The 24,594-nt window shown below is 37.5% G+C and carries 23 protein-coding genes; 14 read left to right on the top strand and 9 right to left on the bottom strand.

The genetic code is table 11. The annotated features are described in order from the left end of the window. Nucleotides 1-584: 584 nt before the first annotated feature. Nucleotides 585-1,229 (top strand): alpha/beta fold hydrolase, encoded by a 645-nt coding sequence (locus tag C8N37_RS04415; protein ID WP_108157728.1) that lies wholly within the window; start codon nt 585-587, stop codon nt 1,227-1,229. Nucleotides 1,230-1,345: 116 nt separating this feature from the next. Here the strand turns inward: C8N37_RS04415 and C8N37_RS22740 are convergent, their stop codons facing one another. Continuing rightward, entirely contained in the window at nt 1,346-1,492 is a 147-nt protein-coding gene (locus C8N37_RS22740) for a hypothetical protein (protein ID WP_156169672.1), read from the bottom strand. 13 nt (nt 1,493-1,505) lie between these two features. Here C8N37_RS22740 and C8N37_RS04410 point away from each other — a divergent pair, with 13 nt between their 5' ends. Continuing rightward, nucleotides 1,506-1,856, top strand: coding sequence for a hypothetical protein (locus tag C8N37_RS04410; RefSeq protein WP_108157727.1), 351 nt, complete (start codon nt 1,506-1,508; stop codon nt 1,854-1,856). 380 nt (nt 1,857-2,236) lie between these two features. On the opposite strand, the gene C8N37_RS04405 is transcribed toward C8N37_RS04410, so the two are convergent. Together C8N37_RS04405 and C8N37_RS04400 are read right to left on the bottom strand one after the other, a co-directional pair. After that, nucleotides 2,237-4,663, bottom strand: coding sequence for a hypothetical protein (locus tag C8N37_RS04405; RefSeq protein ID WP_146170999.1), 2,427 nt, complete (start codon nt 4,661-4,663; stop codon nt 2,237-2,239). 558 nt (nt 4,664-5,221) lie between these two features. Continuing rightward, the gene (locus C8N37_RS04400; RefSeq protein ID WP_108157725.1) at nt 5,222-5,806 is read right to left on the bottom strand and encodes a hypothetical protein; all 585 of its coding nucleotides are present in this window, start codon (nt 5,804-5,806) and stop codon (nt 5,222-5,224) included. A 280-nt stretch (nt 5,807-6,086) separates the two neighbouring features. Here C8N37_RS04400 and C8N37_RS04395 point away from each other — a divergent pair, with 280 nt between their 5' ends. Genes C8N37_RS04395 through C8N37_RS04385 form a run of 3 tightly spaced genes read left to right on the top strand, consistent with a single transcriptional unit; the run spans nt 6,087 to nt 11,767 of the window. Further along, nucleotides 6,087-8,918 carry a TonB-dependent receptor gene (locus C8N37_RS04395; protein ID WP_108157724.1) on the top strand — a complete coding sequence of 944 codons (2,832 nt, stop codon included), beginning with the start codon at nt 6,087-6,089 and terminating at the stop codon, nt 8,916-8,918. Nucleotides 8,919-8,935: 17 nt separating this feature from the next. After that, nucleotides 8,936-10,174: a DUF4876 domain-containing protein gene (locus tag C8N37_RS04390; protein WP_186812843.1), complete on the top strand. Its 1,239-nt coding sequence runs from the start codon at nt 8,936-8,938 to the stop codon at nt 10,172-10,174. 36 nt (nt 10,175-10,210) lie between these two features. Further along, complete coding sequence (locus C8N37_RS04385; protein ID WP_108157723.1) at nt 10,211-11,767, top strand: DUF6850 family outer membrane beta-barrel protein; 1,557 nt, start codon at nt 10,211-10,213, stop codon at nt 11,765-11,767. 53 nt (nt 11,768-11,820) lie between these two features. Here C8N37_RS04385 and C8N37_RS04380 read toward each other — a convergent pair whose 3' ends face one another. From C8N37_RS04380 to folE, 3 genes are all read right to left on the bottom strand, one after another. After that, nucleotides 11,821-13,029 (bottom strand): APC family permease, encoded by a 1,209-nt coding sequence (locus C8N37_RS04380; RefSeq protein WP_108157722.1) that lies wholly within the window; start codon nt 13,027-13,029, stop codon nt 11,821-11,823. After that, nucleotides 13,022-13,906, bottom strand: coding sequence for a hypothetical protein (locus C8N37_RS04375; protein WP_108157721.1), 885 nt, complete (start codon nt 13,904-13,906; stop codon nt 13,022-13,024). Before C8N37_RS04375 ends, C8N37_RS04380 begins: the two co-directional genes overlap by 8 nt. Nucleotides 13,907-14,022: 116 nt before the next feature. Then, on the bottom strand, nt 14,023-14,715 hold the full coding sequence (gene folE / locus C8N37_RS04370; protein ID WP_244914336.1) for a GTP cyclohydrolase I FolE: 693 nt from the start codon (nt 14,713-14,715) through the stop codon (nt 14,023-14,025). Between the two features lie 301 nt (nt 14,716-15,016). On the opposite strand from folE, the gene C8N37_RS22645 reads away from it, so the two are divergent. The 5 genes from C8N37_RS22645 (at nt 15,017) to C8N37_RS04345 (ending at nt 19,784) form a co-directional block, all read left to right on the top strand. Then, a complete protein-coding gene (locus C8N37_RS22645; protein ID WP_146170997.1) occupies nt 15,017-15,226 on the top strand; it encodes a hypothetical protein in 210 nt (69 codons plus the stop codon). 228 nt (nt 15,227-15,454) lie between these two features. Next, nucleotides 15,455-15,781 (top strand): ubiquitin-like protein, encoded by a 327-nt coding sequence (locus C8N37_RS04360; RefSeq protein WP_211322191.1) that lies wholly within the window; start codon nt 15,455-15,457, stop codon nt 15,779-15,781. A 216-nt stretch (nt 15,782-15,997) separates the two neighbouring features. Further along, nucleotides 15,998-17,563: a hypothetical protein gene (locus C8N37_RS04355; RefSeq protein WP_108157718.1), complete on the top strand. Its 1,566-nt coding sequence runs from the start codon at nt 15,998-16,000 to the stop codon at nt 17,561-17,563. A gap of 10 nt (nt 17,564-17,573) precedes the next feature. Then, nucleotides 17,574-18,143, top strand: coding sequence for a hypothetical protein (locus C8N37_RS04350; RefSeq protein ID WP_108157717.1), 570 nt, complete (start codon nt 17,574-17,576; stop codon nt 18,141-18,143). Nucleotides 18,144-18,470: 327 nt separating this feature from the next. After that, entirely contained in the window at nt 18,471-19,784 is a 1,314-nt protein-coding gene (locus tag C8N37_RS04345) for a sensor histidine kinase (RefSeq protein WP_108157716.1), read from the top strand. Between the two features lie 332 nt (nt 19,785-20,116). Here the strand turns inward: C8N37_RS04345 and C8N37_RS04340 are convergent, their stop codons facing one another. The 3 genes from C8N37_RS04340 to C8N37_RS04330 all read right to left on the bottom strand — a co-directional run bounded on the left by C8N37_RS04340 (nt 20,117) and on the right by C8N37_RS04330 (nt 22,000). After that, nucleotides 20,117-20,326 carry a hypothetical protein gene (locus tag C8N37_RS04340; RefSeq protein ID WP_108157715.1) on the bottom strand — a complete coding sequence of 70 codons (210 nt, stop codon included), beginning with the start codon at nt 20,324-20,326 and terminating at the stop codon, nt 20,117-20,119. Nucleotides 20,327-20,708: 382 nt separating this feature from the next. Beyond that, nucleotides 20,709-21,113 carry a DUF5675 family protein gene (locus tag C8N37_RS04335; protein WP_108157714.1) on the bottom strand — a complete coding sequence of 135 codons (405 nt, stop codon included), beginning with the start codon at nt 21,111-21,113 and terminating at the stop codon, nt 20,709-20,711. A gap of 128 nt (nt 21,114-21,241) precedes the next feature. Further along, nucleotides 21,242-22,000: a hypothetical protein gene (locus C8N37_RS04330; protein ID WP_108157713.1), complete on the bottom strand. Its 759-nt coding sequence runs from the start codon at nt 21,998-22,000 to the stop codon at nt 21,242-21,244. Nucleotides 22,001-22,544: 544 nt separating this feature from the next. On the opposite strand from C8N37_RS04330, the gene C8N37_RS04325 reads away from it, so the two are divergent. The 4 genes from C8N37_RS04325 to C8N37_RS04315 all read left to right on the top strand — a co-directional run bounded on the left by C8N37_RS04325 (nt 22,545) and on the right by C8N37_RS04315 (nt 24,584). Then, the gene (locus tag C8N37_RS04325; protein WP_108157712.1) at nt 22,545-22,742 is read left to right on the top strand and encodes a hypothetical protein; all 198 of its coding nucleotides are present in this window, start codon (nt 22,545-22,547) and stop codon (nt 22,740-22,742) included. Nucleotides 22,743-23,054: 312 nt separating this feature from the next. Then, nucleotides 23,055-23,609, top strand: coding sequence for a cyclic nucleotide-binding domain-containing protein (locus C8N37_RS04320; RefSeq protein ID WP_108157711.1), 555 nt, complete (start codon nt 23,055-23,057; stop codon nt 23,607-23,609). Between the two features lie 384 nt (nt 23,610-23,993). Next, the gene (locus tag C8N37_RS22640; RefSeq protein WP_146170995.1) at nt 23,994-24,314 is read left to right on the top strand and encodes a hypothetical protein; all 321 of its coding nucleotides are present in this window, start codon (nt 23,994-23,996) and stop codon (nt 24,312-24,314) included. Nucleotides 24,315-24,362: 48 nt separating this feature from the next. Next, entirely contained in the window at nt 24,363-24,584 is a 222-nt protein-coding gene (locus C8N37_RS04315) for a hypothetical protein (protein WP_108157710.1), read from the top strand. The last annotated feature ends 10 nt before the right edge of the window (nt 24,585-24,594 follow it).

Raw genomic sequence — 24,594 nt, 5'->3', positions numbered from 1 at the left:
CTCAAAAACACTCCTTTTGATTTGAAATTAAAAATGTATTCTCCGATAAAAGATAAAACGCTACCAATAATTTTAAACCAAAGAAAATATACGAGGACTTGTGGACCATATCGCTCCACTAATTCGCCCATTTGTAAGGTCAGTATTAAAGTTACAAAAAGATTAAAAAGGATTAAAAACCAGAAAAACGATAAGGATAATTTCAGTTTATTGGAATACATGTTTATTAATTGGTCTTTTAGAAATATATAATCTAAAAATACAGATTAATAATTATAGCATAATGATAAAAAAAGTTAAAATATTAGCTTTTGATCTTCAATTAGATCGTTCAATGACATGTCCTCATTTTCTAGATTTCATTCACATTATCTAATAAACCCGATCAACTATTTTTCAAATGGCAAATAGGCTAACATTTACAATGATTTAGTTTCTACTATTGTCGCAATACACATTAATTAAAGGGAATTTACTCTATTTGTTAGAATTGGAGAAATTGTTCAACTAAAAGCAATTCTAATTGCTTATTTTAGCAATGCTAAAAACTAAAAAAGAATCAGATATTATTCCGTGAAAGGTAAATGAGCAATAGTCATATTTATATATTAAGTGGTTTAGGTGTTGACCGAAAAGTATTTTCAAAAATAAACTTTGAGGGTCTTCAGGTAATCCATATCGATTGGATCGCGCCGCTAAAAAAAGAAACTATGGCAGCATATGCTAAACGACTATCATTGCAAATCAATGATGAACAACCGATACTAGTTGGTCTATCTTTTGGAGGAATGATGGCTATGGAAATAGCTAAAATAATTAAGGTGCAGAAGATTGTACTGCTTGCCTCTGCTAAAGGTGAATATGAGCTTCCTTTTCTTTACAAAATAATAGGTGCTCTAAAGCTCAATTATATTCTACCGAATACTTTTCTAAAGCAGCACAATAGGTTGGTCGATTATTTCTTTGGGATCAGCTCAAAAGAAGATAAACTGATGCTCAAACAGATATTGCAGGAAACTGATGTCAAATTTTTAAAATGGGCGATCAATCAAATCTTAAACTGGAAAAATAACGTGGTCTCTTCCTCTGTTATCCATATTCATGGTAACCAAGATCGTATCATCCCCATTCGTAACATTAAACCAACTTATGTGATTGAAAATGCAGGTCATTTTATGACCATAACTCATGCTCAAGAAATTGAGTTGTTGCTTAGAAAAGTATTATAATTTAATGGAATTATAGTCCGATACTCTTAATTAATACAAATTTTAAAACCAGCACAATAACAACCTATTATTAGGCAGACTATAGCCATAAATATGCGACAATTTAAAATATTTTTCTACCTGGTCATTGGACTTTCTGTATTGATTATGATACTCCCCACTTTCTTATTAGAATTTACTGAGTTTTCTCTTGCCATAAAATGGACCGTTAATTTTTTTGTATTACCGATATTAATCGTGATGATCCCTAGTTGTTCCTTCATTTATTTGAAATTTATGAAGCAGCACGAAACCAAAAATTATACAACACAAATAATGACAACCTTAAGGTCAATTTTTAGAATATTTTTTATGACACTAGGTATGACATTTATTTTTAGTGGCACAGTTGTTTCCTTTATAATTCTTAGCAACGCTTATTTTGAGGGCAGTAAGAGCATAGATATAAGTGGAAAGATTATCGACTATTCGTTAGGTAGCAGGAATAATAAACATTATATTGAAATTAAAGACAATCAGTTTGAAAGAATAATTAAACTGCAGGTTCAACAACCATATCAAATCGGTCAAACATTTGAAAAAAGAATGTATATCGGAAAATGGGGACTGTTATTTCTAAAGAAATAGCAAAAAAATGGGTAATCACTAATGTAAAGATAAATCACTCCGTAATTACAGCTTAAATTTAAGACCTGTCAACTACTTATATACGAACGCTATGATATTGAAAGCGCGTTTTATTTAAGCGTCGTATGACAAGGAAAAAGATCGCACCTCGCTATAGAGGAACGATCTTATGGAAATCAATTAATGTGTTTTTACGTTTGCCTCTGATTCAGGTTTTGATGTACAATTCACCCACCGCCCCAGGTTTCGAGGACCGGTATATTCCGTAATTTCTTATACGGATCGGTTACAGAAAATGGATCTTGCACTAAGATCACAAAATCATCAAATTTACCCGCATATAAAGAAGCAGTATCAAAACCTACTTAATAAAAATCTAATCATTTATATGCCTTGCGGTAATATATCACCTTACCTGAGGAAGTTAGTCCCTCAACAGTTACGTAAACTCCTTTATTTTTGCTGTTGTTGTAAAAAGTGAATGCTTTGTTTTTTGTTCCCTCTTCAAAGTCAAAATATGGATCCCAATATAAAGTGACTCGATTATCTGAATTAGAACTTAAACGTTCCTTTGCCGTAGTGTAAACTTTATTGCTAAATTCTGTTATAGGCATATAACCCATAATTTTTTCGTAATACTCTGCTTTACCGATATCTCGATCGACTTCAGCAGGAGAATATTCAAAAACAAGAAGTACATTTGTCCCAGTAAACTCAGCTGAACTATAGGTCTTATAAAACTTTAAATAAGGATAGTTGGAAACATCTTCATCTAAAAAAGAGATATTTGAACCTTTTTGTTCCTCTACCGCCCTTGCTACTCCTACATTTTGCAACGGATTTTCCGCTACTGTTTTGTTCATAGCTTTAGGATCGATTACCATCTTACCATTTAATAGATATTTTATTGTAGAACTATTTTGCAAGTTTCGATCTACATAGTCACGCAGAGACTGACTTCGTTTGATAACAACACTATCCATAAGAGGCAACAAGATGACATCGGGTTCATGTACAGTATGTGGCTCTACAGTCTGAAAACGTCTTTGCAAACGGTCTATTTCTCTCTGTTTTCTAGTACTGGTCACTTCCGCTGTTTGAAGAATACGGTTACCGCGGGCATCCCGCAAATAATCATCACGTTCTACATCTTGATTACCTGAAAGTAGTTTTGAGCTTTCACTTAATAAACTTTGTGGATAATAGATCGGTTTTAAAAACTGCTTTTTATCATAAAACTGATATTTCACTTTAAATGGGGTAAACTTCAAGATTCGATAGACTTGAACAAATTTGGTGTCCAGCGAATCGAATACAATCAAATTGGGCACCGTAAACTGGCCATTTTTATCAAATATTACTTCTGTATACTGCATGCGATCGGAACGTTCATCCTGGTAGCCGAAAGAAGCTCCGCGAGCGGGTATATTTCCTTTCTTACCCTTCTTTATTTCATTCTGATATTCTTCATAAAACTTAGTGAACGATTTCTTTTCTAAATTAATTTGCCCCTTGATGGTCAAGATAGGATCTATAATCATGGAATCAGCAGTAGGACAATAAGTATAATTCCATTTGTGAGCCTGAATAAATAAATCTTTTTGTTTTGCGCCTTCCCAATAAGTTTGGGGATTACGGAGTTCGTCCTGGCTTAATGGTTGAAAATAGAGATCCGTTAATATACTTTGAGTAGTGTCAACTGGAATTGCAATATCTGTAACAGATACAGACAGCTTTGCAATTTCCTCACCATCGGGAAGTTGAACATTAATCTTTCCTTCAGATTTATCTCTGAATTCCCCCATAAAAGTAACTTGAGGTGTTAAAAAAACTCTTTCCTGTTCGAGCAACATGCTGCGTCTTGATAAAACCTTTTGCTGGGTATCGAATAGCGATGCTTGTAGGATACCCATTTCAATATCTCTTTTTTGTAGGGGAATATTAATCTTTTTTCCACTCTTTAAAGTCAACTCCTTATCGAATAATTTACGCTTTCCTATACCAACACTGACAAACACATTTTCAGATTCTTTAGTTGTTTGCAACTGCACGAGAACGATTGAATCCTGATCCACCAAGTTAATTTTACTCGCAAATACCGCCTTAGGCAATATGTTTTTTTGCTTATTACCATCAGTTGCTGTCCATTCTATAGTGTAATCACGGTCAGCCTCTGCTGTTAACTGAACAGCAGCCAATCCAACAGAATCGGTCTGAAATTGTTCCAACACTTTACCTCTTTCATCCACTAATTTTCCGTCAGCCTTACCAGGGTATCCGTCACCATCTAAAACTTGAAGGATGATTTTATTTTCCACTCCACTCAACAATACTCCTCCTTCAGGAATGATATTCAACAGGTATCCCTGATTCAATATTGGTTTTCCTTGAGGCTCCATTCCTCCCTCTGCTTTAGCGATCTGTAATATATGCAGTCGCTTAAAATAGGGTTTGCTATCTGCACATGAATCTAAGATCGTATTGGCATTGATATAAATCTCGGTTGCCGCATAGTTAGAAGGAATTCGGAAATGGCTTGCTGTAACTCCATTATTGATAAATGCAACTGCTTGTAACAATTCCTTTCCTTGTGTGTCGATTAACTTCATATACATATTATGAAGATTGTTAGCAAATAGTCCTTCGCTCAAAAAATAACCTTTAAACCACACTGTATCGCCTGGAAAATAATAGTCTCGATCAGTATGCAGGTACATATTGCTTGATTGCGATATACCAACTTTAGGAATTGCAATAAGCAATAATAACGTAAGTAAAAAGGATTGATAATCAAACCTTTTTCTCAAGCCGATTTTTCTAAAAAAACGAAAAGCGTTTGTTGAAAAAACATTTACCTTTTTTAATTTTAATGCTGATGGAATACCCATATCATCAATAATATTTAATAAAAATTATACATTTCACCCTGACGAGCGCAATACTTGAAAAAAGAAAATCCATTTTGGACTTTTTAGGTTTATTTACAAGCTACTTAAATCATGGGTTACACAATTCACAATAACTCACACAATTAGAAATGAAGTTAAATAAATAATGTATCAAAAAAATAATTATTTTAAATCAATCGATTGCGCAATTTTATCGCACAATTAAATGAAAACAGCGACAAATGAGGTTAAGGGAAAATATAAGTAAAATACAATATCACTCCCCAATGCGGAAATGACCAAATGAAATAGCTCTTCACGAATGATGAACTTACTCAGAATGATTAGCTAAACTTTCAATTAGAGCTTTGACTACATAATAGGTTTTTTTTAAGATATTGTTAAGCGGCTATTTGCTTGATAGGTCGAATGAAATTATAACGAAATGTGAAACTATTCACTCGAGTAAATTTGTTGCTACTTGTTTATTTCCTCCAGCTTAATTCCTGGTTTTGCATAAGATAAACGACCTGCAAACTCCGGAATAAGATAACGGTCCAATCCGGCTACAGCCATTGATCCTGCCTGAACATGATCGACAGTGCCATCCTCTTCAACAATCAAATCATCCAGTAAAATCTGGACGATTTCGCCAATGACAATCGTTGTTCCATTGAGCGGTATATCCATGATTTCTCGCAATTCCAAGCCTATTCTGACAGTAGATTCTCTGACAAAAGGAGCTTTAAATCCATCGGTATACAGCTCATTACAACTACCCAAAAGATTGACTGGTTTAAAACCGATCAAACTATTGATCAGGCTGATCCGATAGAATTTTTCCATTTCATCCGGCACCTCCTTTTCTTTCTGCTGCACAATGGACTCATCCGGCGGAGACTCATCCTCTCCTTTTTTGTCCAGATCATCCAGTACCTTCTCCACTATACCAAGCCCCAGCGCGATATATTTGATGATATGCAATGCCTTGCCTGGCAATTTAACAGGTGCCAGCAGGATCACCTGCAAGACCTGACCGATTTTATTGATTATTTTTTTCATTTTGTTAATGTTAGAGGGTTAGAGAATAGTTATGAGGTTAGAAGGTTATGAGGTTAGAGCAGTTCCATCGTTACTCCGTCACTAGTCACTACTTCGTTACTCCATCACTTGTTACTCCGTCATTCCTGCACTAACTTCTTCATTACCTTAATAACTCCATATTTTTTCTACTCAGGAACCCTGTATAAACTATATCAATAAAATAAGTAATTTTACAAAAGCAATTTAGTTGCATTTACAATATATACCTTTATATTTGTCAAAACTTAGCCGAATAAAAATGAATGTTAAAAAATTAAAGCATCTACCTGGTGTGGCGGTATTTCTTGTAGGTTTAAATTGCACCTCCGTTTTTGCACAAGAATCCCATCAAATTAAAGGAACAATCTTTTCGCAAGATTACGGAGCAAACAAAAAACCGCTGGCGAATGCAACAGTCGCCATCCAGAACATAGGACTGACCACCACCACTGATCATAATGGGAGCTTCAGCTTCTCTGCCATTCCTACAGGACTGCTGAAAATAAATGTATCCTATGTTGGAAGAGTCAGCGCTGACACAACCATGCATATAAAAGGAGCAATACCAAATCTTGAATTGATTCTTCAAGCAGCAAATTTCAGACTCCAAGAAGCGGACGTGACTGCCAAAAATGATAACAACAACACCGGTACATCTTCGCTGATCTCCCGCAACGCACTGGATCACCTACAAGCGAATACGTTGGCTGACGTTATGGCTCTTTTACCTGGCGGAACGGTCAGCAATCAGGATCTCACCGGTAGTAAACAGATCAATATCCGTAACGTGGTCGGTTCAAATAATAACGCAAATGCATTTGGCACCGGTATCGTGTTAAACGGTGCTCCAATGAACAACAATGCCAATCTCCAGACTATTTCCGCTACAGTCGCCGGAAATACGGCACCCTTAGCCGGCGGAGCTAACCCCAGCGGCGGTTTTGATACACGACTACTAGCAGTCGATCATATCGAATCGATCGAGATCATACGTGGTGTACCAAGTGTTGAGCACGGTGATATTACCAACGGACTGGTCATCGTCAAGACTCAGGCTGGACAAGCGCCATTGAGAATCAATGCAAAGACCAACCCGAATGTATACCAACTATCCCTCTCAAAAGGTCTTTTACTTGGAACAGATGCCGGTGCATTAAATATCGCGTTAGACTATGCCAAGAATACCAATGATCCGGTTCAATCGTACTTGAGTTACCAGCGGTTCAATGCCAATAGCCAATACAGCAATTCATTTTTTGATAAAAGATTGCGTACAAACTCAACTTTAAGTGTGCTTTTCGGAAAAGATACGCGTAGACAAAATCCGGATGATGCCGTAACCATGAAAGCTTCCAGTGGACGTGATCTGGGGTTATCTTTCAATACAGAAGGAAACCTCTCTTTCACTGCAAAGTGGCTTAAAAACATCAACTATGTCGCCAACATTTCGTACACCAACAAAACCGCCTTTGCACAGGACCAGCAGACTTCAGCGACAGCCCCCTATTCCATGACCAAAGAAGATGGGACCGTGCTTACAAACAAACCCGGCATGCCGATTTATGATGTCGATGGTCATCTTCTAAACCCTCAAAGTTTAACGCAAATTGATCATTATGCACACTACTTGCCCAGTACTTATCTCGGTATGTACCATATTTACGGCAAAGAATTCAGTACCTTTTTAAAAGCGAAAGCAACATTTTTCAATAATATCGGAAATACTCAAAATAAGTGGTCAATAGGTGCCGATTATAGAATCAATAAGAACTTCGGAAAGGGAACTGTTTTTTCACCAACTGCACCTCCCTACCGCAACCTGTCTTACGTAAACTCGACTTATCGACCTCGGGCATTCCAAGACATTCCTGCATTTAACCAGTTTGGTGCCTATGCTGAAAATCAGCTTTCCATGGATCTCGGCGAACGCCAATTAGCGATAGCAGCAGGAATTCGATATGATGTTTTTTCGACCAATAAACAGGCTTTGTCTCCTCGTATTAATCTAAACTATGAACTGGTTCCGCGTACACTTAATTTTCGAGCTGCATACGGTAAATTAGCAAAGGCCCCTAGCCTACTTTACCTCTACCCGCAAGCTGCTTATTTTGAGTACATCAATATCAACGAGATGGCAGATTCATACCTGACAGAAGAAGAGCGTATTTTCATGACCACAACACGAAGTTTTGAGACGAAAAACACGAACCTTAACATCGCTTCCAATGAACGGATCGAAATCGGTACAGATCTGTTTTTGGGTAAAAAGAAATTTTCAATCACCGCCTTTCGCGACCATTTGAGAAATGTCTATGCAATGGGACTGACTCAAAACTCTTTTAAACCCGTCAGTTATATGGAATATGAGCGGACAGGTGATAACGGTAAGCCCATCTATGAAGTAGCAGCAAACAACCCTGTATTGGCAAAATATAATATGCCCACCAACAACAGGCAGATCAATACCAAGGGAGTTGAAATTGACTTTTCTCTCGGAAGATTTGAAAATATCCGAACCGAATTTGCTCTGAACGGTGCTTGGATCCGTAACGAAAGCTACTCCAATGATTATCATTATTTTGACGACAATAGCACAACTGGTGGTGCTGGACGAACACATATTGCCCTTTATGATCCCAACATAAGCCGTTCTTATGAGCAGTCTATGACTTCCACACTGACCACTACCCACAATATCCCCAAAATAGGATTTGTCGTGACACTACGTACCCAGGTCATCTGGAATGAAAGTAACTGGAACACGTTCGGGAATGATTCTATCCCCATTAAGTATATCTCAAAATTCGACGGGAAAGTTCATGATTTCGATCCTGCGCAAAGTGAAAACCCCGAATTTAAACCCTTAATGCGTAATATCAACCGGTTAAATGCCATTCGCGAGTCATTCAGTCCGCTCCTTTCTTTCCATATCAATATCAGTAAAGAGATCGCAGATCTTGGACGCATTTCATTCTTTGCAAACAATATGTTCAGACACTATCAGATCGCATCATCACAACGTGTAAAAGGATATTATTACAAAAGAAATGTTCCCTATTACTTTGGGATGGAACTCTCTTTCAAATTATAATTTATAAAAATCAGATCATGTCAACAGTTAAAAACTATATAGGACTTGCCATGAGTATCCTATTACTCTTTGGTTCATGTAAAAAAATCAATTCGGCACTGGATACACCGATCGTCCAGTATTACAAGATTCAAGTCAAAACAACATCAACAATACCGACAATTTCAAATTTGGACGGATTAACGGTCAAGTTCACCAATTTTAAAGAGGGAATCGTAAGATCCGGAACCATTGCTCACGGTCAGCTCCTTATGGATAGCCTTCCCCCGGGCTTATATAGCATCAACATCGCCGGGTTGCGAAAGGATGATCTTGAAGATTCATATTACTTAAATGCAGGTGTGGTCAATTATGGTATTGTAAAAAATGACCAGCAGCTCAATCTAGCTGTAAGCGGACTCAAACAAAGCCCCTTAGTATTCAGTCAAATCTATTACTCAGGATCTGCCCCGTTCTATTTTAGGGATCAATTTTATGAAATATACAACAATTCAGAGGAAACGGTTTACTTAGACGGTTTACACTTTGCAACTTTGACTCCAACCATAGCCACCCAAGTACTACCTGTATGGCCGACTGAAGATGGAGACAAATATGTTTACGGTGACCGCGTTTGGAAAATTCCTGGTACAGGAAAAGAATATCCCCTACTTCCTGGCGAATCCATTCATATAGCCCAATTTGCAGCAAACCATAAACTCGCACAATACAACCCTTCATCACCAATCGATTGTTCGACAGCTGAATTTGAATTTAACATGGACAATCCCAATTTTCCCAATCAGCCAGCATTGGATATGCAGCACGTATTTTATAATGGCAATTCATCCAAAGGATCTGTTCCGCAATACCTGACCTCGGTCTTTGGAGCGGCATACGTTATTTTTCGCATACCAGAGGCATCAAACTGGGATCCTGTAAACAATATAAACCTCCGGACCAGAAATCTTGGAACCACAGGTACCCAACTTTTTGCCAAAATACCACGCAGCTACCTTTTGGATGCTGTGGAAGCAGGACACAATGCCAATATGATCACCGCCAAAAGAGTTCCTGCTGAAGTGGATGCCGGTATGACATATGTCGGAGCAACATATATCGGACAGGCGGTAGCCCGTAAAGTCAGGGAGAAAAAAGAAGATGGCCGACCGTTCTACATGGATACAAATAATAGTACAGACGACTTTGAACGCAATACTGCTCCTCAATTCAGAAGAAATGGCGAAAAAAAACCGAACTGGAGCCATGCGAATTAAGCTAAAAAATTACGATCACCTAGCAATGAATAAAAAATGAAAATATCTTCTAAAATAGTCTATTTAACACTGATCGCAGCATTAAGCGGTACGCAGTTACGTGCACAAAAAAGCCCTAACTCTTTGGAACCATCATCCATTTCCTTAAATGAAAGCAGACGGCTTTGGCAACATACAGGAGTTGCAGCGGCATTGACGTTAGATTCAGTGCTACACTATTCCACCTTATACCTTGCACATCGTTCTGATCAAGGAGATTTCAGGCGTCCCCAGCAGCCTAGGTCATCAAATGAGCAAACAATCGCCACTCGCGGTAATTTAAACCTCGGCCAGTTCTATTTGGAAGGTGGATTTAAATATAAACGGCAGCAATTGAATGAAGTCGATTTTAATGCTTCCCTTATCGATCCCTACCGAGGAATGCCCTTTTTAGTCGCAGATACCAACAGTAGTGATTGGCGCAACCAACATTATACTTTGGACTTTGCTGTAACTTCCCCGAGATACAAAGATCGCTGGACTTTTGGATTAGAAAGCCAATATAAGGCCTCATCCGGAGCAAAACAGCGTGATATTAGAGCCGAAAATTATTATTACTCCCTCTACCTGAGTCCGAGTATCATGTACCATTTAGGGAAACACCATCTTGGAACGAGTTTTACATATCAAGATACGAAAGAAGAGTCTGCTCAATCTTTGGTCAATACCTATGTCAACCAACAATACTATACCGTCATGGGTCTGGGGCATTCCATAGCTGCACTTGGAGGAAGTGGATTGTATAACTATATGGGCAATTCCACGGGGCTAGGTTTGCACTATGAATACAGTGGATCGGTTCGCGTTCTTCTCAGCGGTCATTACAAATGGGAAGTGGAAGATGTCAACAGCTCCTACAGCAGTCCTATGCCTGTGGGCTCTGTATCACGAAAAATTCTGTCCGCAAACGCTTCCCTATTCAAGGAAGATAACGTACGGCTCCATCGCATAAATGCAACCTTTTATCAGCGCGATATGAACGGCATCGAATATGTATTACAACGTGTCAACCGTGAAGAGGAAAATTATTGGGACATCTTATCAAAAGATGTCAGATCCACTTACCGCACGACAATCAGTGGTCTGAACTATACGTTCTTACACAAGAAAAATGTTGGCTATAAATGGAAATTTAATGGGGGTATTCAATATGAAAAGATTGACGACCGTTATATCATCCCCGGTAGTAATAAAAAATCAGAAACATTTTTATATCAATTAGGCACCGAGAGACAGATCCTATTATCTTCCCACCTCGAACAAGGATTAATGATCGGTTTACAGACATCTTACCGTCAAAACATCAGTGCAAACTATCATTATAAAGGAAACTTCCCTGAATATCCTACCGTAACGAAGCTCGAAAATAATGATCTAGCCTGGATGCAGAGCGATGCGTTATGCTTACACATTCCGGTCCGCTATTCGCGTCAGCTGCAGGAAAATAAGCTATCGCAACTTTATATTCAAGCTGAGGGAAGTTTAATGAAACCCTCAAGCAAAATATTTGATAAACGAACCTCCTACCAAGTGAGCGTCGGGATCAACTTTTAGATCAAGGATTACAAATGGGAGCATACAAAAAACATGCTCCCATTTGTAATTTCTTAAACGTAAGCCATAACAGCAGCATAAAAGAGATAAAGGTTGGAACTGCTGATGACTAAACAATAGCCTATCGCACAGATTTTGACAAATAATGATAAATTTGCCCGATCTCCCTGCCTTTTATCATGAATAAACAATCCCAGTACTACCGAAACCGAACACAAGGATAAGACGACCGATGTGAGCGCAAGAATTGTTTCAAAATTAACAATCCAGATAAATAAAATACTAACAAGCGCCTGGATTACGATATGCTTCCTAGGGATGTCAACGGCAGAAATAGTTCCCTTAAAAAGTTCTTCGACCTTCATCGAAACACGAGAACCAGCCCAGACCATCGCGCTGATCCCCGACACAAGCAATAGCGCGATGACCACAGAAAACACACGGCCTATTGTGCTGCCAAAAATATTTTTTGCAGCAACCTCTCCTACTTCGACCACGCCTTTAAGTTGTGCTATACCCGACGAAGTCAAAAACACGAAATTCAGCAACATATATAAAACTGTAACCAGAGCCACAGACAAAAATAGAGATCGGTATAAGATCGTATCTTGTCTGATCTCACGGAAGATATAGACGCTTGCATTCCATCCCGAAAAGGCATAGTGAACATACATTAATGATAACATATAGGGCACCGTAAATATCGCATCCATATCACGATCACTCGGTTGGATCCGCACAGCTCCCTGATTACCGGCACTCAACCCAAAACCTATAAAAATCAGTAACACAACCACCTTAAAACCTGAAGAGATGGCCTGTAAACGGCTGCTTGTACGAATATCGATGGAATGCAGGACACTGATACCCACAACCAGTGCTGAGGCCACAATTGCGGCATTACATAACGTTGTAGGTATTAAATAATTTGCAAACGCGAGCGCAGATAACGCAATTGGTGCAGAAAATCCAAATATTAATGTGATAACCCCTGTTAGATAGGACGCCTGCTTACCATAGAGCTGGCTCACAAAGTAAGTTTCTCCTCCAGAATCAGGAAAATAACGGATCAACTGCCTGTAACTGACCGCTCCGCAGAAAGCAGTCAGCCCTCCGATAAACCACAAAAGCATAATCGGAAATACAGAAGTGACACCCTCTAATTGAAAACCTAAACTTGTAAAAATTCCTGTTCCGATCATATTGGCAACAACAAGAGCAATTGCGCCCCACAACCCTACTTTTGTGGAACCTTTAGTCATTCCCTTTCTTTTTGTTCAGTGCTTTAGCATGATCTTGGATTAACTCATAAGCTCGCACTGTACTATCTTGGTTTAAATAATGCCCACGTAATGCTTTATAATTTTCTAAAACATGTTTCGCACTTTTATAAATTGCCGAATCGACAGCTGATGGCACCTGGTCTTTGGGGTACGCATATACAAAATTGCCGGTTTCACGAGCGTAAGTCGGAATTTGAAAAAAGTTTCTTTCAACATGTATACCTGTGCTATCCGATTGTTGAAAAGCTTTAACAAAAAAATCTACCGCATAGTCCGGATAACCAAATAAATAGCCATACCCGCGAAGCCTTTCATAGCGTTTTTCGTACTCATTCACCGTAAGGAGCACTGCAGGATCCGTACCGGGCACAAAACCATATTGTCCAAAGAACGATTTTCTTGCACTGAGCACACTGTCTACAGCAGAAATACGTAACACGGTCACTTGCAGTACCCGTGAAGAGCTGTAACCCGATCGATAAGGAACAAGAACAAATTTAAGATCAGGAATCTGAATCAAATTTAAAGCCTGCTGAATCTGATGAAGTGTGTCCAATTCACGAAACTGTTTTTCACCGGCTAAAATATTCCCTTCCAACTTTTTAGTACTATCACGATTGCCAATTGGAAAGTTAAAAGCCACGACGCTGCTCATAGGCTTGATATGGCCAAGAATGGTGTACAAAGCTTCACCATCAAGTCCTGCCTGCAAAATAGAATCTCTTAAGCGAAGTATGGAGCTATCATCTTTTTTTGATGACAGATTTCTGTTTGGGACCGTCCGGCAGGAGGTATTTGCAACCACGGTAAGGACAGATAAAAAAATTAATGCGAACAAGCGCTGACTACGTTTCATATGCTAAATGTGTATTTCTTATGTACACAAATGTAGTAATTGAAAACTCTAAAAGCAATATTGTTGCATTTATATTTTCTAACACGAGTACTGCTAAATAGATGATCAATTTAATGCTATCCGATCAGGGTTAAAAACTCATCACGTCGCTCCTTTTCGAGGAAAATGCCTCCATATTCCATGGTGATGGTTTTGCTTTGAACATCTTGGACACCTCTAGCGGACACACACATATGTTCGGCCTCCACCACCACCATGACAGCATCTGTACCCAGCACTGCTGTCAGTTCACGGTAGATCTGTAGGGTCAGTCTTTCTTGTACTTGAGGTCTTCGGCAGTAGTACGTTACGATACGATTTATTTTTGAAAGACCGATCACATGATCTTTTGGGACATAAGCGACATGTGCTTTTCCAACAATAGGCATAAAGTGGTGCTCACAAAACGATACAACGCTGATATCTTTTTCTACCAGCATTTTGTGGTACTCATATTTATTGTCGAATATGGAAATTTTAGGTTTATTTTTAGGATCCAGTCCATGAAATATTTCTTTCAAATACATTTTTGCCACACGATAAGGTGTCCCTTGGATGCTGTCATCAGTGAGATCAAGGCCAAGTTCTTCCATGATACCTTTAAAATATCGGGCAATACAATGTATTTTTTCTTCATCAGATTTTTCAAATGCGTCTTCGCGCAGCGGGGTATCTATTGATGTCATCAAGTGACTATCGCCTATTTCATCAACAATCAATGTTTCTAAAACTTTATCCATATCGTAATCATTTTTTATACGCTGAGCCAAAAATAGATAATCAATATCTCAAATGCAACTTTGTTGCTATAAATAAAATATTCTTTTCATCTTTGATCAAAGTGTTCATCCTGATTATTTTCCATCTAGTGTCATTGGCATCGGTTTATTTCCATAATCTCACCATAAGAGATACCAAGTAAGCGCCCCGTTGTGGAGCGCTTCACTTTCCTTAATCGATGCTGGATCAACATCCACATAAAAGTTACTTCGGCCTGCGTTTCCCCACTTTCCCCAATAGCCTACTGGTCAGATAGCTCACGACCGTACCGACCACGGCCATAAGTGCCGTTTGCAAGAGGTCACCAAAAGAAAACGTCGCGTAGATGGAACACAGCGTACCACCGAGCGTACCGATTCGGATATCATTCCCTTTCATCGGATACCTCCTTTTCTTTCTGCGCTGTGTCCTTCTCCGTTGGCGGAGACTCCTCCTCTCCTTTTTTGTCCGGATCATCCAGTACCTTCTCCACTATACCAAGCTCCAGAGCGATATATTTGATGATGTGAAGTGCCTTGCCTGGCAATTTAATAGGTGGTATCAAGATCACCTGTAGCGCACGATTTATTTTTTGAAGTATCTTTTTTAATTTGTTTATTATTTTTTTTACTGACTAACTGCTATTTACAAAGTGAATACGGTTTCCCGTAAAACCCACCATCAGTATTAAAATATATTCGCCGCAGAATTAAATATTAAAAAAAAACAATTCAAACAATAATTATAAATATGAAAAAAATCCTATTTACAGGCCTATTACTAAACTTATGTATGAATCCATGCTCAATTTTTGCAAATAAGTCCATTGAGACAAGTACTTTAGCTAATGCAGCGAGTTTCCAAATTTTTGTAAAAACACTTACTGGTAAAACAATTACCCTAGAAGTAACCTCATTTACCACGATACAAAATGTAAAATTTAAAATTCAAGATAAAGAAGGATTTAAACCTGATCAACAAAGGATAATTTTTGGTGGTAAACAATTAGAAGATGGCAGAACATTATCTGATTACAATATTGGTAAAGAGGCTACTATTTTTCTTGTTCTAAAATAATAAAATAGTGGATTAGATCAGAAAAAGTATTATAAACTTTACTGATCTAATCTTTACACGCACATTTAAAAATAACAACTTGCGTCCCGAAAATCCAATATAACATATTGCCTGATAAAGCAATGGATAAGAAATTGCACTCAGCACAGTTGAAAAGAATATACTCAAAGTGCTTTTATCTGTGGCTTTTGTGCAACATAGACAACAAATATTATTATGTCAAAAACAAATAAAAAAACATTAAAGCATTTATCAATAATTACAATATTATTTTTCCTTATTTTAAATTCATGTAGTGACGACAGTAAATATGATTTTTCATTACTTGAAAACAAACAAAAATCAGCAAACATCAAAGAAATAAAGAACTGGTACCATCAATTAGGAATTGAAAAGAGGATGTATGACACTTTGACTTCAGATTTAATAACCACTTATATTCCAAAGTGGGATAATGCAAGATATTCAGAAGTAAATGATTCTACAAATCATACCATAATTCCTTTATCAATAATTACTAAGAAAGGAGATAAGGAACTTGTAGGAAAATCTCTTAATAATGAGTCTTTTTTACTTGTCAAAAATAACAATGATTTTTATTTTGGTAATTTTTTTCCCGAAGAAAACACGAAACAATCATCAGATGAAAATTTTCTACAAAATGGAACATTAATCTTAATTGATATTATATCACGACATCAATTTACATATATTTATAAAAATGGCAACGCACAATTTCAAAAACCAAAATTAGATAGTAAAAAAATGTCTTTTTACGATGGTGAATACATTATGTTAAGATCTTGTGCAATAGTAAATTTGTGCACTTGGTATACAATATGCCCTGACGGGATTGTTACCTTAGCACCAAGTCGTGGCGGATCATGTAACCCACCATATCATCTAGGTTTTTGCAGAGATGGTACTTTTGCCGGTGAGTGGAAGCAAAGAACACAAACACATACTACGATCGAGTGTCAAGATGTACTATGGCCAATTCCACCAAAAAAAGAACCGACTTGGGGAGGAGGTGGATCTTTTAATGATATAGAAAATCCATTGGAACGGATTGCTAGCTTGTATAAATCGGAAGAATTTGATCAGTTTCCAAAAGACCCTTGCGATGCAATAAAAAAAGCAAATGAACTAACATCAAATCCCCAAGTTATAGCAAAGATAAATGATATAAAAAATAAAACATTGGAAAATGGAGCATATATTTATACAACATCTAATACAGATATGACTACTAAATATCTTGGTCCCCATATTTCAAGTCCAAATGAGAGTAGCATCAGTATAGGGACTCCCTCATGGGATTCATCAAAAGGTTATGCAACAGGTTTTATTCATAACCATCCAAATGGAGGAGCCCCCAGTCCATCAGATATCTTTGTACCAGCCCAAGATTTAATAAATTTTGCTTCAGATAAGACGATGTCTTATGAAATGCTTAAGGAATATATTAAAAACTATACATCTATAGTTGTAAGTGGTGAATATGTTTACACGATAACCATTCGAGATCCTTTCTTTTTTGCTTTGGCACAAAATAGTTATCAATCAAGAAGTGCAATTGAAAGGACAAGATTTAAATCCAGAGTAAAAAAATTTATTGATAATACAGATGGAACCAAAGAGGATGTTCAGAAAGGTGGGGATGCTTCTTTATTAGATTTATATGGCAAATTAATCAACATTAGCAAACAAAAAATAGGAGAACCCAATACGAATAAAGCACTTATTTTCACAAACGGTGTTGCTAGTTTTATAGAGTGTTAATTAAAAAAATATGATGATGAAAAAAATTATTCTTATAGCGATTTCATTTTTTGTTGGGGTAACAATGTGTGATGCCCAAGAATATATTGGTGCAAAAAAGGCATACACAACTTCCGAACAAGTTGACAACGCTAGAAAAATAATACATAGAGATTGGTTTGGTCCCCTAATAGATCAAGATCCAATACTAATAGGCCCATTACAGCGTAATACAGCTTATTTTGAAATAGACTACAAATTACATGGATACATTAATAAAGGCTTTCTATCCATCACAAATAAAAATCTTAATACTAAGAATAGAACCATTGATCAAATTATTAAATCTGATATTGACTGGTATTTTCAAGACACAAATTTAGAAGATCGAGTGACTGGCTTTATTAGAAGTACAGTAATTCAAGCCGGTTATTATTTTGACGATACATCTCCAATTATTTGCGTTTACTTTTTAAACAATAACACAAAGGAAATTGTTGCTGCAAATATAGAAATCCTCGGCACAAAGGATGAAAAAATTGCTTTTACTAAAGATTTTATAAAGAAATATGCGAATATAAAATGGAAGATAAAAATATAAATGAATGCGGTCTAAATATATTTTTTACAAAGATTCATTATTAAGACACATAATTATGTATTTATGGAATCAAATCGAACGATCTGATTCCATATTTCTTTTGTTTTTAGTCATCTCTACAGCTGTTAAAATATACTGGTTTACACATACTACCCGAAAGTACTGGCATTCACATATTGAAAAATAACACATCAATCTATTAGTAATAAAATCACAAAATCAAATCCATCATTCTTAAATTAAAAGGATAAATTTCATCCACATTTCAGCATTTATAATAGCTATCATTAAATCATTCGAACACATTTATTTATATTTGAATTAGAAATGGGAAAAGAAAAAGTAAAAATTAGAAATTATAAAAGAAATAAAATAATACTTGCTACATCAGCCGTTTTAATAATTGTAGCGTCAATGTTTATACTCGGAAATATAAATTCGAGCATTGACGAATTGAACGCTACTGAGATGCTCGATGTCGCTAATCATAAGTACGAAATTGTCACACAAGAACTTGAAATTCTTGATAAAGTCTACACATACTTACCCGAAAATGACAGTATTTTTCTTACGAATATCCATATTGACACAAAATCTGAAAATAATCTATATAATTTAAATGAAAGTAATAGCTTCAAAAAAACCATAAGTGTTGACCTTAACACATTAAATAACTACCTAGCAAATCGAAAATATGGACACCGCAGTTACTTCAAGCTTTTCGACAAATCCGGAATCTGTTTAATAAGCCCTGAAAAGAAGGATATTGGAAAATACTATGATAGGTATAAATTCAATGAAATTGATGAAAAAATTATTAAATCAGATTTTATTGGTATTGATGTTTTTGTAAAGAATTACCCGTCAAATATAATTTTCAAAGATGCGACAATCGTCGTTTCTGTTCCAATATTAACATTTAAAGAAGATGTTCAAAAACTATCAAACCACAGTTTGCTACTTGGACTAGGCGACATGTTTATTGTCTCCCTATTATTTTATTTATTCATTTTGGAACAAAGGAAAATCGAACGGTTGCAATTGCAACATCTAGGGAAGGAAAATGAACATAATAAAATAAAATACCTTCATCTGCGGGAGCAATTTAATCCTCATTTTTTATTTAATTCATTAGGATCTCTGACACATTTAATTGGGAAAGACATAGAGCTATCCAAAAAATTTATAGTCAAGATGACCAAGTTATACCGAAAAATAATACAGACCAATGCAAAAGAACTGGCTACTGTACATGAAGAGATAGAACTGGCTAAAGATTACATTTTTTTACAAAAGGTACGTTTTGGAGACTCCATAAGTGAAATTCAATATCATTTACCTGATCATGTATTGACTTTACAACTACCGAGGTTTTCCATTCAAATGCTTTTTGAAAATGCAATCAATAGCAGTCAATTTTCATCTAAAGCACCACTTAAAATTACGATTGACTTTGATCATGAAAACATGACTCTTAAAATCATATCTACTTTTGTTGCAAAATCTTCAACTTATCTAGATAATACAGATAAAAGTTTAATACTCTTAAAATCAATTTATCAGTATTATCATATAGATAAATTTCATTATCAAATTATTGAGGATAATTTTTCAGTAACCTTGCCACTGATTGAAGAATAAACAATGAGCTGAATATCTTACTCTTCACCATCATCCCTAATTTCAGGGTAAGTTTTTGAATGGATAACGGAAAGAAATATGCCGCATATAATCAAGGGGATAGTAAAAAGCTATCCCCTTTAGTTTGAGAACCTTTAAAATTGATCTTCTGCCCATTTAATAAGGAGAAAAGCTAGTCGCTTTTACGTCGCCGTACTCTCCCCAATAGCCTACTGGTCAGATAGCTCACGGCCGTACCGACCACGGCCATAAGTGCCGCTTGCAAGAGGTCATTAAAAGAAAAGCTCGCGTAGATGGAACACAGCGTACCACCGAGCGTACCGATCCGGATATCATTCCCTTTCATCGGATACCTCCTTTTCTTTCTGCTGCACAATAGACTCATCCTCTCCTTTTTTGTCCGGATCATCCAGTACCGTCTCCACTATACCAAGACCCAGCGCGATATATTTGATGATGTGCAGTGCCTTGCCTGGCAATTTAACAGGAGCTAGCAGGATCACCTGCAAGACCTGACCGATTTTATTGATTATTTTTTTCATTTTGTTTAATGTTTGAAGGTTAAATGGTTAGAGGGTTATGAGGTTAGAAGGTGAGTCAGTTAGAATACTAAAAAACGTTACTCTGTCACTAGTTACTCCATCATTTCGTTACTCCCTACTACGTTACTTTGTCACCTGTTAATCCATCACTATACCAATCCCCAAAAGCTGCAGGCTTATCCAATAGGCCTTGTATTACGACTGCGTAATTACACTGATGAAGAGGCGTTAAAAATGAATTTATGTTTGAGTGAAACGAGTTCAAATTCATTTAGCCAATTCAAGGTGAAATAGCATAAAGGAATACAGCCTTGAGTTTTTTGTTTACTTTTTGTGTCAAGACAAAAAGTAAAAGCCTGTCGCGGCTAGAGCGACAACTCCGTTACTTAATATGTAAAAACACTTCTTCCCCCATATCCCACAGCGAATACACCAAAGCTTTTAACTTTTCCAGCGCTTTTCGGCTCTCGGTACCGCAACCTTCAGCTGTTAATTTTGTCACAGGAGCGATACAGCCCAAAAGCTCTTTCTGAGCATCATTGGCAGCATGGATCAATATTGCTTCCCTTCCCAAGACCGCAGGAATACCGATCTGTTCCCCATGTCGGGTATATGTTCTTTTTTCCAGTTTATAAGTACCTACGGGAATACAGCTGAGCCGACGCAGATTATTACGCCAGGGCAGTTCTATCGTATGGCATACCAGATCACCATCATAGGTCAGGGCGCCATTTGTACCTTGTGCTCCATAAGTCCGTTGGAGATGCAAGATTTGTTTAGTTGACATGTTGTATACTTCATCGTTATCATTAAATAGACAATTTGTTCTGATCAGAAGGGATATATCGGGAGGCAGCGGTTAGTAAAAACCCACCTGCCTCCCGAAAATATCCTTCACGACAGCATCACCTTAGATTAAGGCATGATCACCTGACTAATGGTCAGCGCATTATACTGTCCATTGGCCAGCGGATAGTAGGCATTGTTGACCATCTGAAAATAGCCAGTACCTACCAAAACCAATACACTTTTTTCAGGATCAGCTTCAATCGAAGCCATGAGATCCACATCCATCGGCTGCATTTCTCCCAGTTTGATGTAAGCAGATCTTCGGATCACAGGACGCTGATCCAATTCATCTCCCGAAAACTCCTGCAGCACCAGCGTATACTGCACATGCGTAGCACCACTCAATTTGGCGATGTGCAGGTTGGGAATCAGCTGCGAGCATGAAAAAAAGCCATCACCGCTAAAACGGTCGTTCGTGACCGTAAAGGGTTTTAAGGTGATGGCGCGCAAACTGGATCGTTGATTGCACTCCATGCCATCCAGTAGGACCAGATTTTCAGGGACGATCACCCTTTCCCCGCGGATATTCACCGAATCCATCTGAATAACTTTGAGCAAGCGGCTTGCTAAACGTTGGCTGAATTTATTATCCGAATTTTCAAACAGCACATCGCGCAGCAGTTCACGCAGCTTTTTACCCTCCTGCTGTGACCTGCCAAACTCACTCCCATTCTCACGGGTACGGGCAAATGCCGGATCGTTAGCAATTCGGGCACCCGAAACACCGGTTTTCATCCGTGCTTGGTAACCCACACTTTTTGATTTGTAAAAGGAAAGATCCCCGATCGTTCCATTTAACTTGATTAAACTTTCTACTCTTGCCATGACTTTATTGTTTTGACACTACGAAGATGGCCATCCATCCAAGAGCAGTAGGTCCAAAAGTGGAGATAAGCGGAAATATGGGGAATAATGATACCATTTTACTTCATCTCAGGCGATAAAAATCTAAATCATCAGGAATAAAACTGAATTCTATAGGAAAAACTTATTTTAGTACATGAATAACCAATAACAGCATTTTTCTGGAGAGGAATTAAACCTGATTTGCAAAATTAAAGCGCCATACCACATCGGTCAAGTAGATGTTAGGCATCGATAAAGCATGGCATATGCATATGTAAAGCATAGATAGTGCATAGATACAGTATCAAAACAGGGTGTTTGATACTGTATCTATGCACTTACTATACACTTATGCTATTTCAATACCGCACATAGGCAAACAAGCTTTACCCATACGGTATCAATGCTTGATACTTGCCTAGCAGATGGTTTGATAGGGAATGTCTGTCTATGGTACCACACCATCCATATTCATTCACCACGATGATCTGGTCAACAGATTATCCCTCAAAGTAAACTTACAATGAAAAATAAATATCGTTTATGTATCTATCCCAAAGAGGCGGCAGCGATCTTGGGACGCACCGAAAAGCACACCTATAAAATCTTTCAGGCTATCCGTGACTGCTACGGACTGAAATCCAATCAGTATGTCAGCATCAGCATATTTGCCGATTATACCGGATTGCCCGAAGAAGAAATCAGAAAGCTCCTGCTTTAATTGATTCCATTAGAAACAGCTGGAGAGGACTGTTTCTATCGGCTCAGGTCACGCTAATATTGAACCGTTATTTGGTTTATCGCAATCCAACTATTCCGACCATCATTTGAAAAAAATAGAGCCACATAAAAGAAAAATTGACTGCCAATACATCTTTTTCAACCATCCGAAAAGCTCAATTAAATGATCACCTAAGATCTAATAAAAATACGAAATAAATAAAATAAACACGTATAAACGATTATTTTTAAATTTTAAGTTTATTTTTAAGTATATTTAGGATTAATTCCATTTTAACCAAAACATATCCTCATGAATAAACCAAATGATGAGCAGAAGTTTTATACATTTTTAAGTACGCACAATCCTATAGGACCACAATTATGGGAAGATATTCGAGCAATAATAGAGGTCAAAAAAATCAAAAAGAAACGATATTTAACTGCTGAACAATTTGATATGCATTTCATACTGGATGGTATGATCATCAAGCGTATCGAAAATGCCAGCGAACCATACGAAGAGGTCGTGGATTTTGTCAGTACCAACCAGTTGATCTACCATATTGAAAAGATGGATCATAGCAGTTTTGAGGCCGATATCGACTCGACCGTCATCTTGATCAGGAACAGTAAACTGTCAAAACTCTTGGAAAAACACCCTATATTTCTCCATCATCTCGAACATTTCTTTGGAGAGGTATTGTTAAGACGCAGTTACCGAGGCAAGCTTATTAACCTCACAGCAAGGGAACGGATCTTGAAATTCAAAGAGGATTATCCCGAAGCGTACAAATATTGCAGTGTCAATGACAAGAGTTCCTTTTTAGGAATGACTGCGGCATATTATAGCAGTATTAACATTTAAACGATACTCAGCTATTAGCGCTATTCAGATTGATCAGCCACGAATTTCATCAATCTGAATAGCAAAATAGACTCACGTTAAGGATTATCAATTCATCACTTGCAAGAAATTTAAAGATTTATTTCATCAAATTTAATGAAGCAAATCTCAAAATTTCATGTTGCATATCTCGAATCTTAAAGATTCAAACCACCCCTTCTGGCTTTAACTTTACTTTAGTTGATCGGTACAATAATTACGGATGTCTCCTCTCCCATTGGTGGTTAGCAGATTGATCAAAATAAAAGATGCAACGGGTGGACGCCAACGATAGCGATACCCATATGAAACAAGCAGAACCAAGTTCACCCATAGCATCTAAAATTATAAACTAGATTTTTAAACATGAAACGACAACAGCAAAATAGTAAAGGACAATCTGGAAGGCGGCCAAAAGGGCGGCGCTTTGCTAGCTCTAGGATGAGCTACGGGTCTACAGCTATGAGCTGCAGGACTGCTGTACAGATCACGGTATACCGCAGGTCTTTATTAGGAAGCTGCTGTTGCGGAGGTCCGGTGCGCGATGCACACGGACGTAGATTTACGACATTCCCCAGATTATGGTACGGGGAAAAAGTTTTTGGTCGAATAAGGAGTCCTAAAGCCAAAAAAAGCAGCCTCCATTTGGAAGCTGCAGGGGGCCAATACGCTGATAACGTATTGTGATCAATTCATAAACCTAATATACATATAGTAAAAAGATCGGAGGCCCAAATGGCGTATTTTTCATTGAATACCGGCGGTGATCCCGTAGATCCTCAAGACTATACATTGCAAGCAAGTCAACCTTCTTGTAGTGGCTCAAATCAAATCTGTGCTATTCAAGCAACAAATGATGGTAACAACCATCCTGAGTTGACAGAAGCAGTAAAAGATCAAATGATTCAGGCCCTTAATAGCAGGACTTCAAATGCAACTGTAAGCTTGAAGAGCTAAGGATTGCCCT

The organism is Sphingobacterium faecium (assembly GCF_003054045.1).
Taxonomy (GTDB): Bacteria; Bacteroidota; Bacteroidia; order Sphingobacteriales; family Sphingobacteriaceae; genus Sphingobacterium; species Sphingobacterium faecium.
The sequence above is the reverse complement of the archived record's forward strand: the minus strand, read 5'-3'. Positions and strand labels throughout refer to the sequence as shown.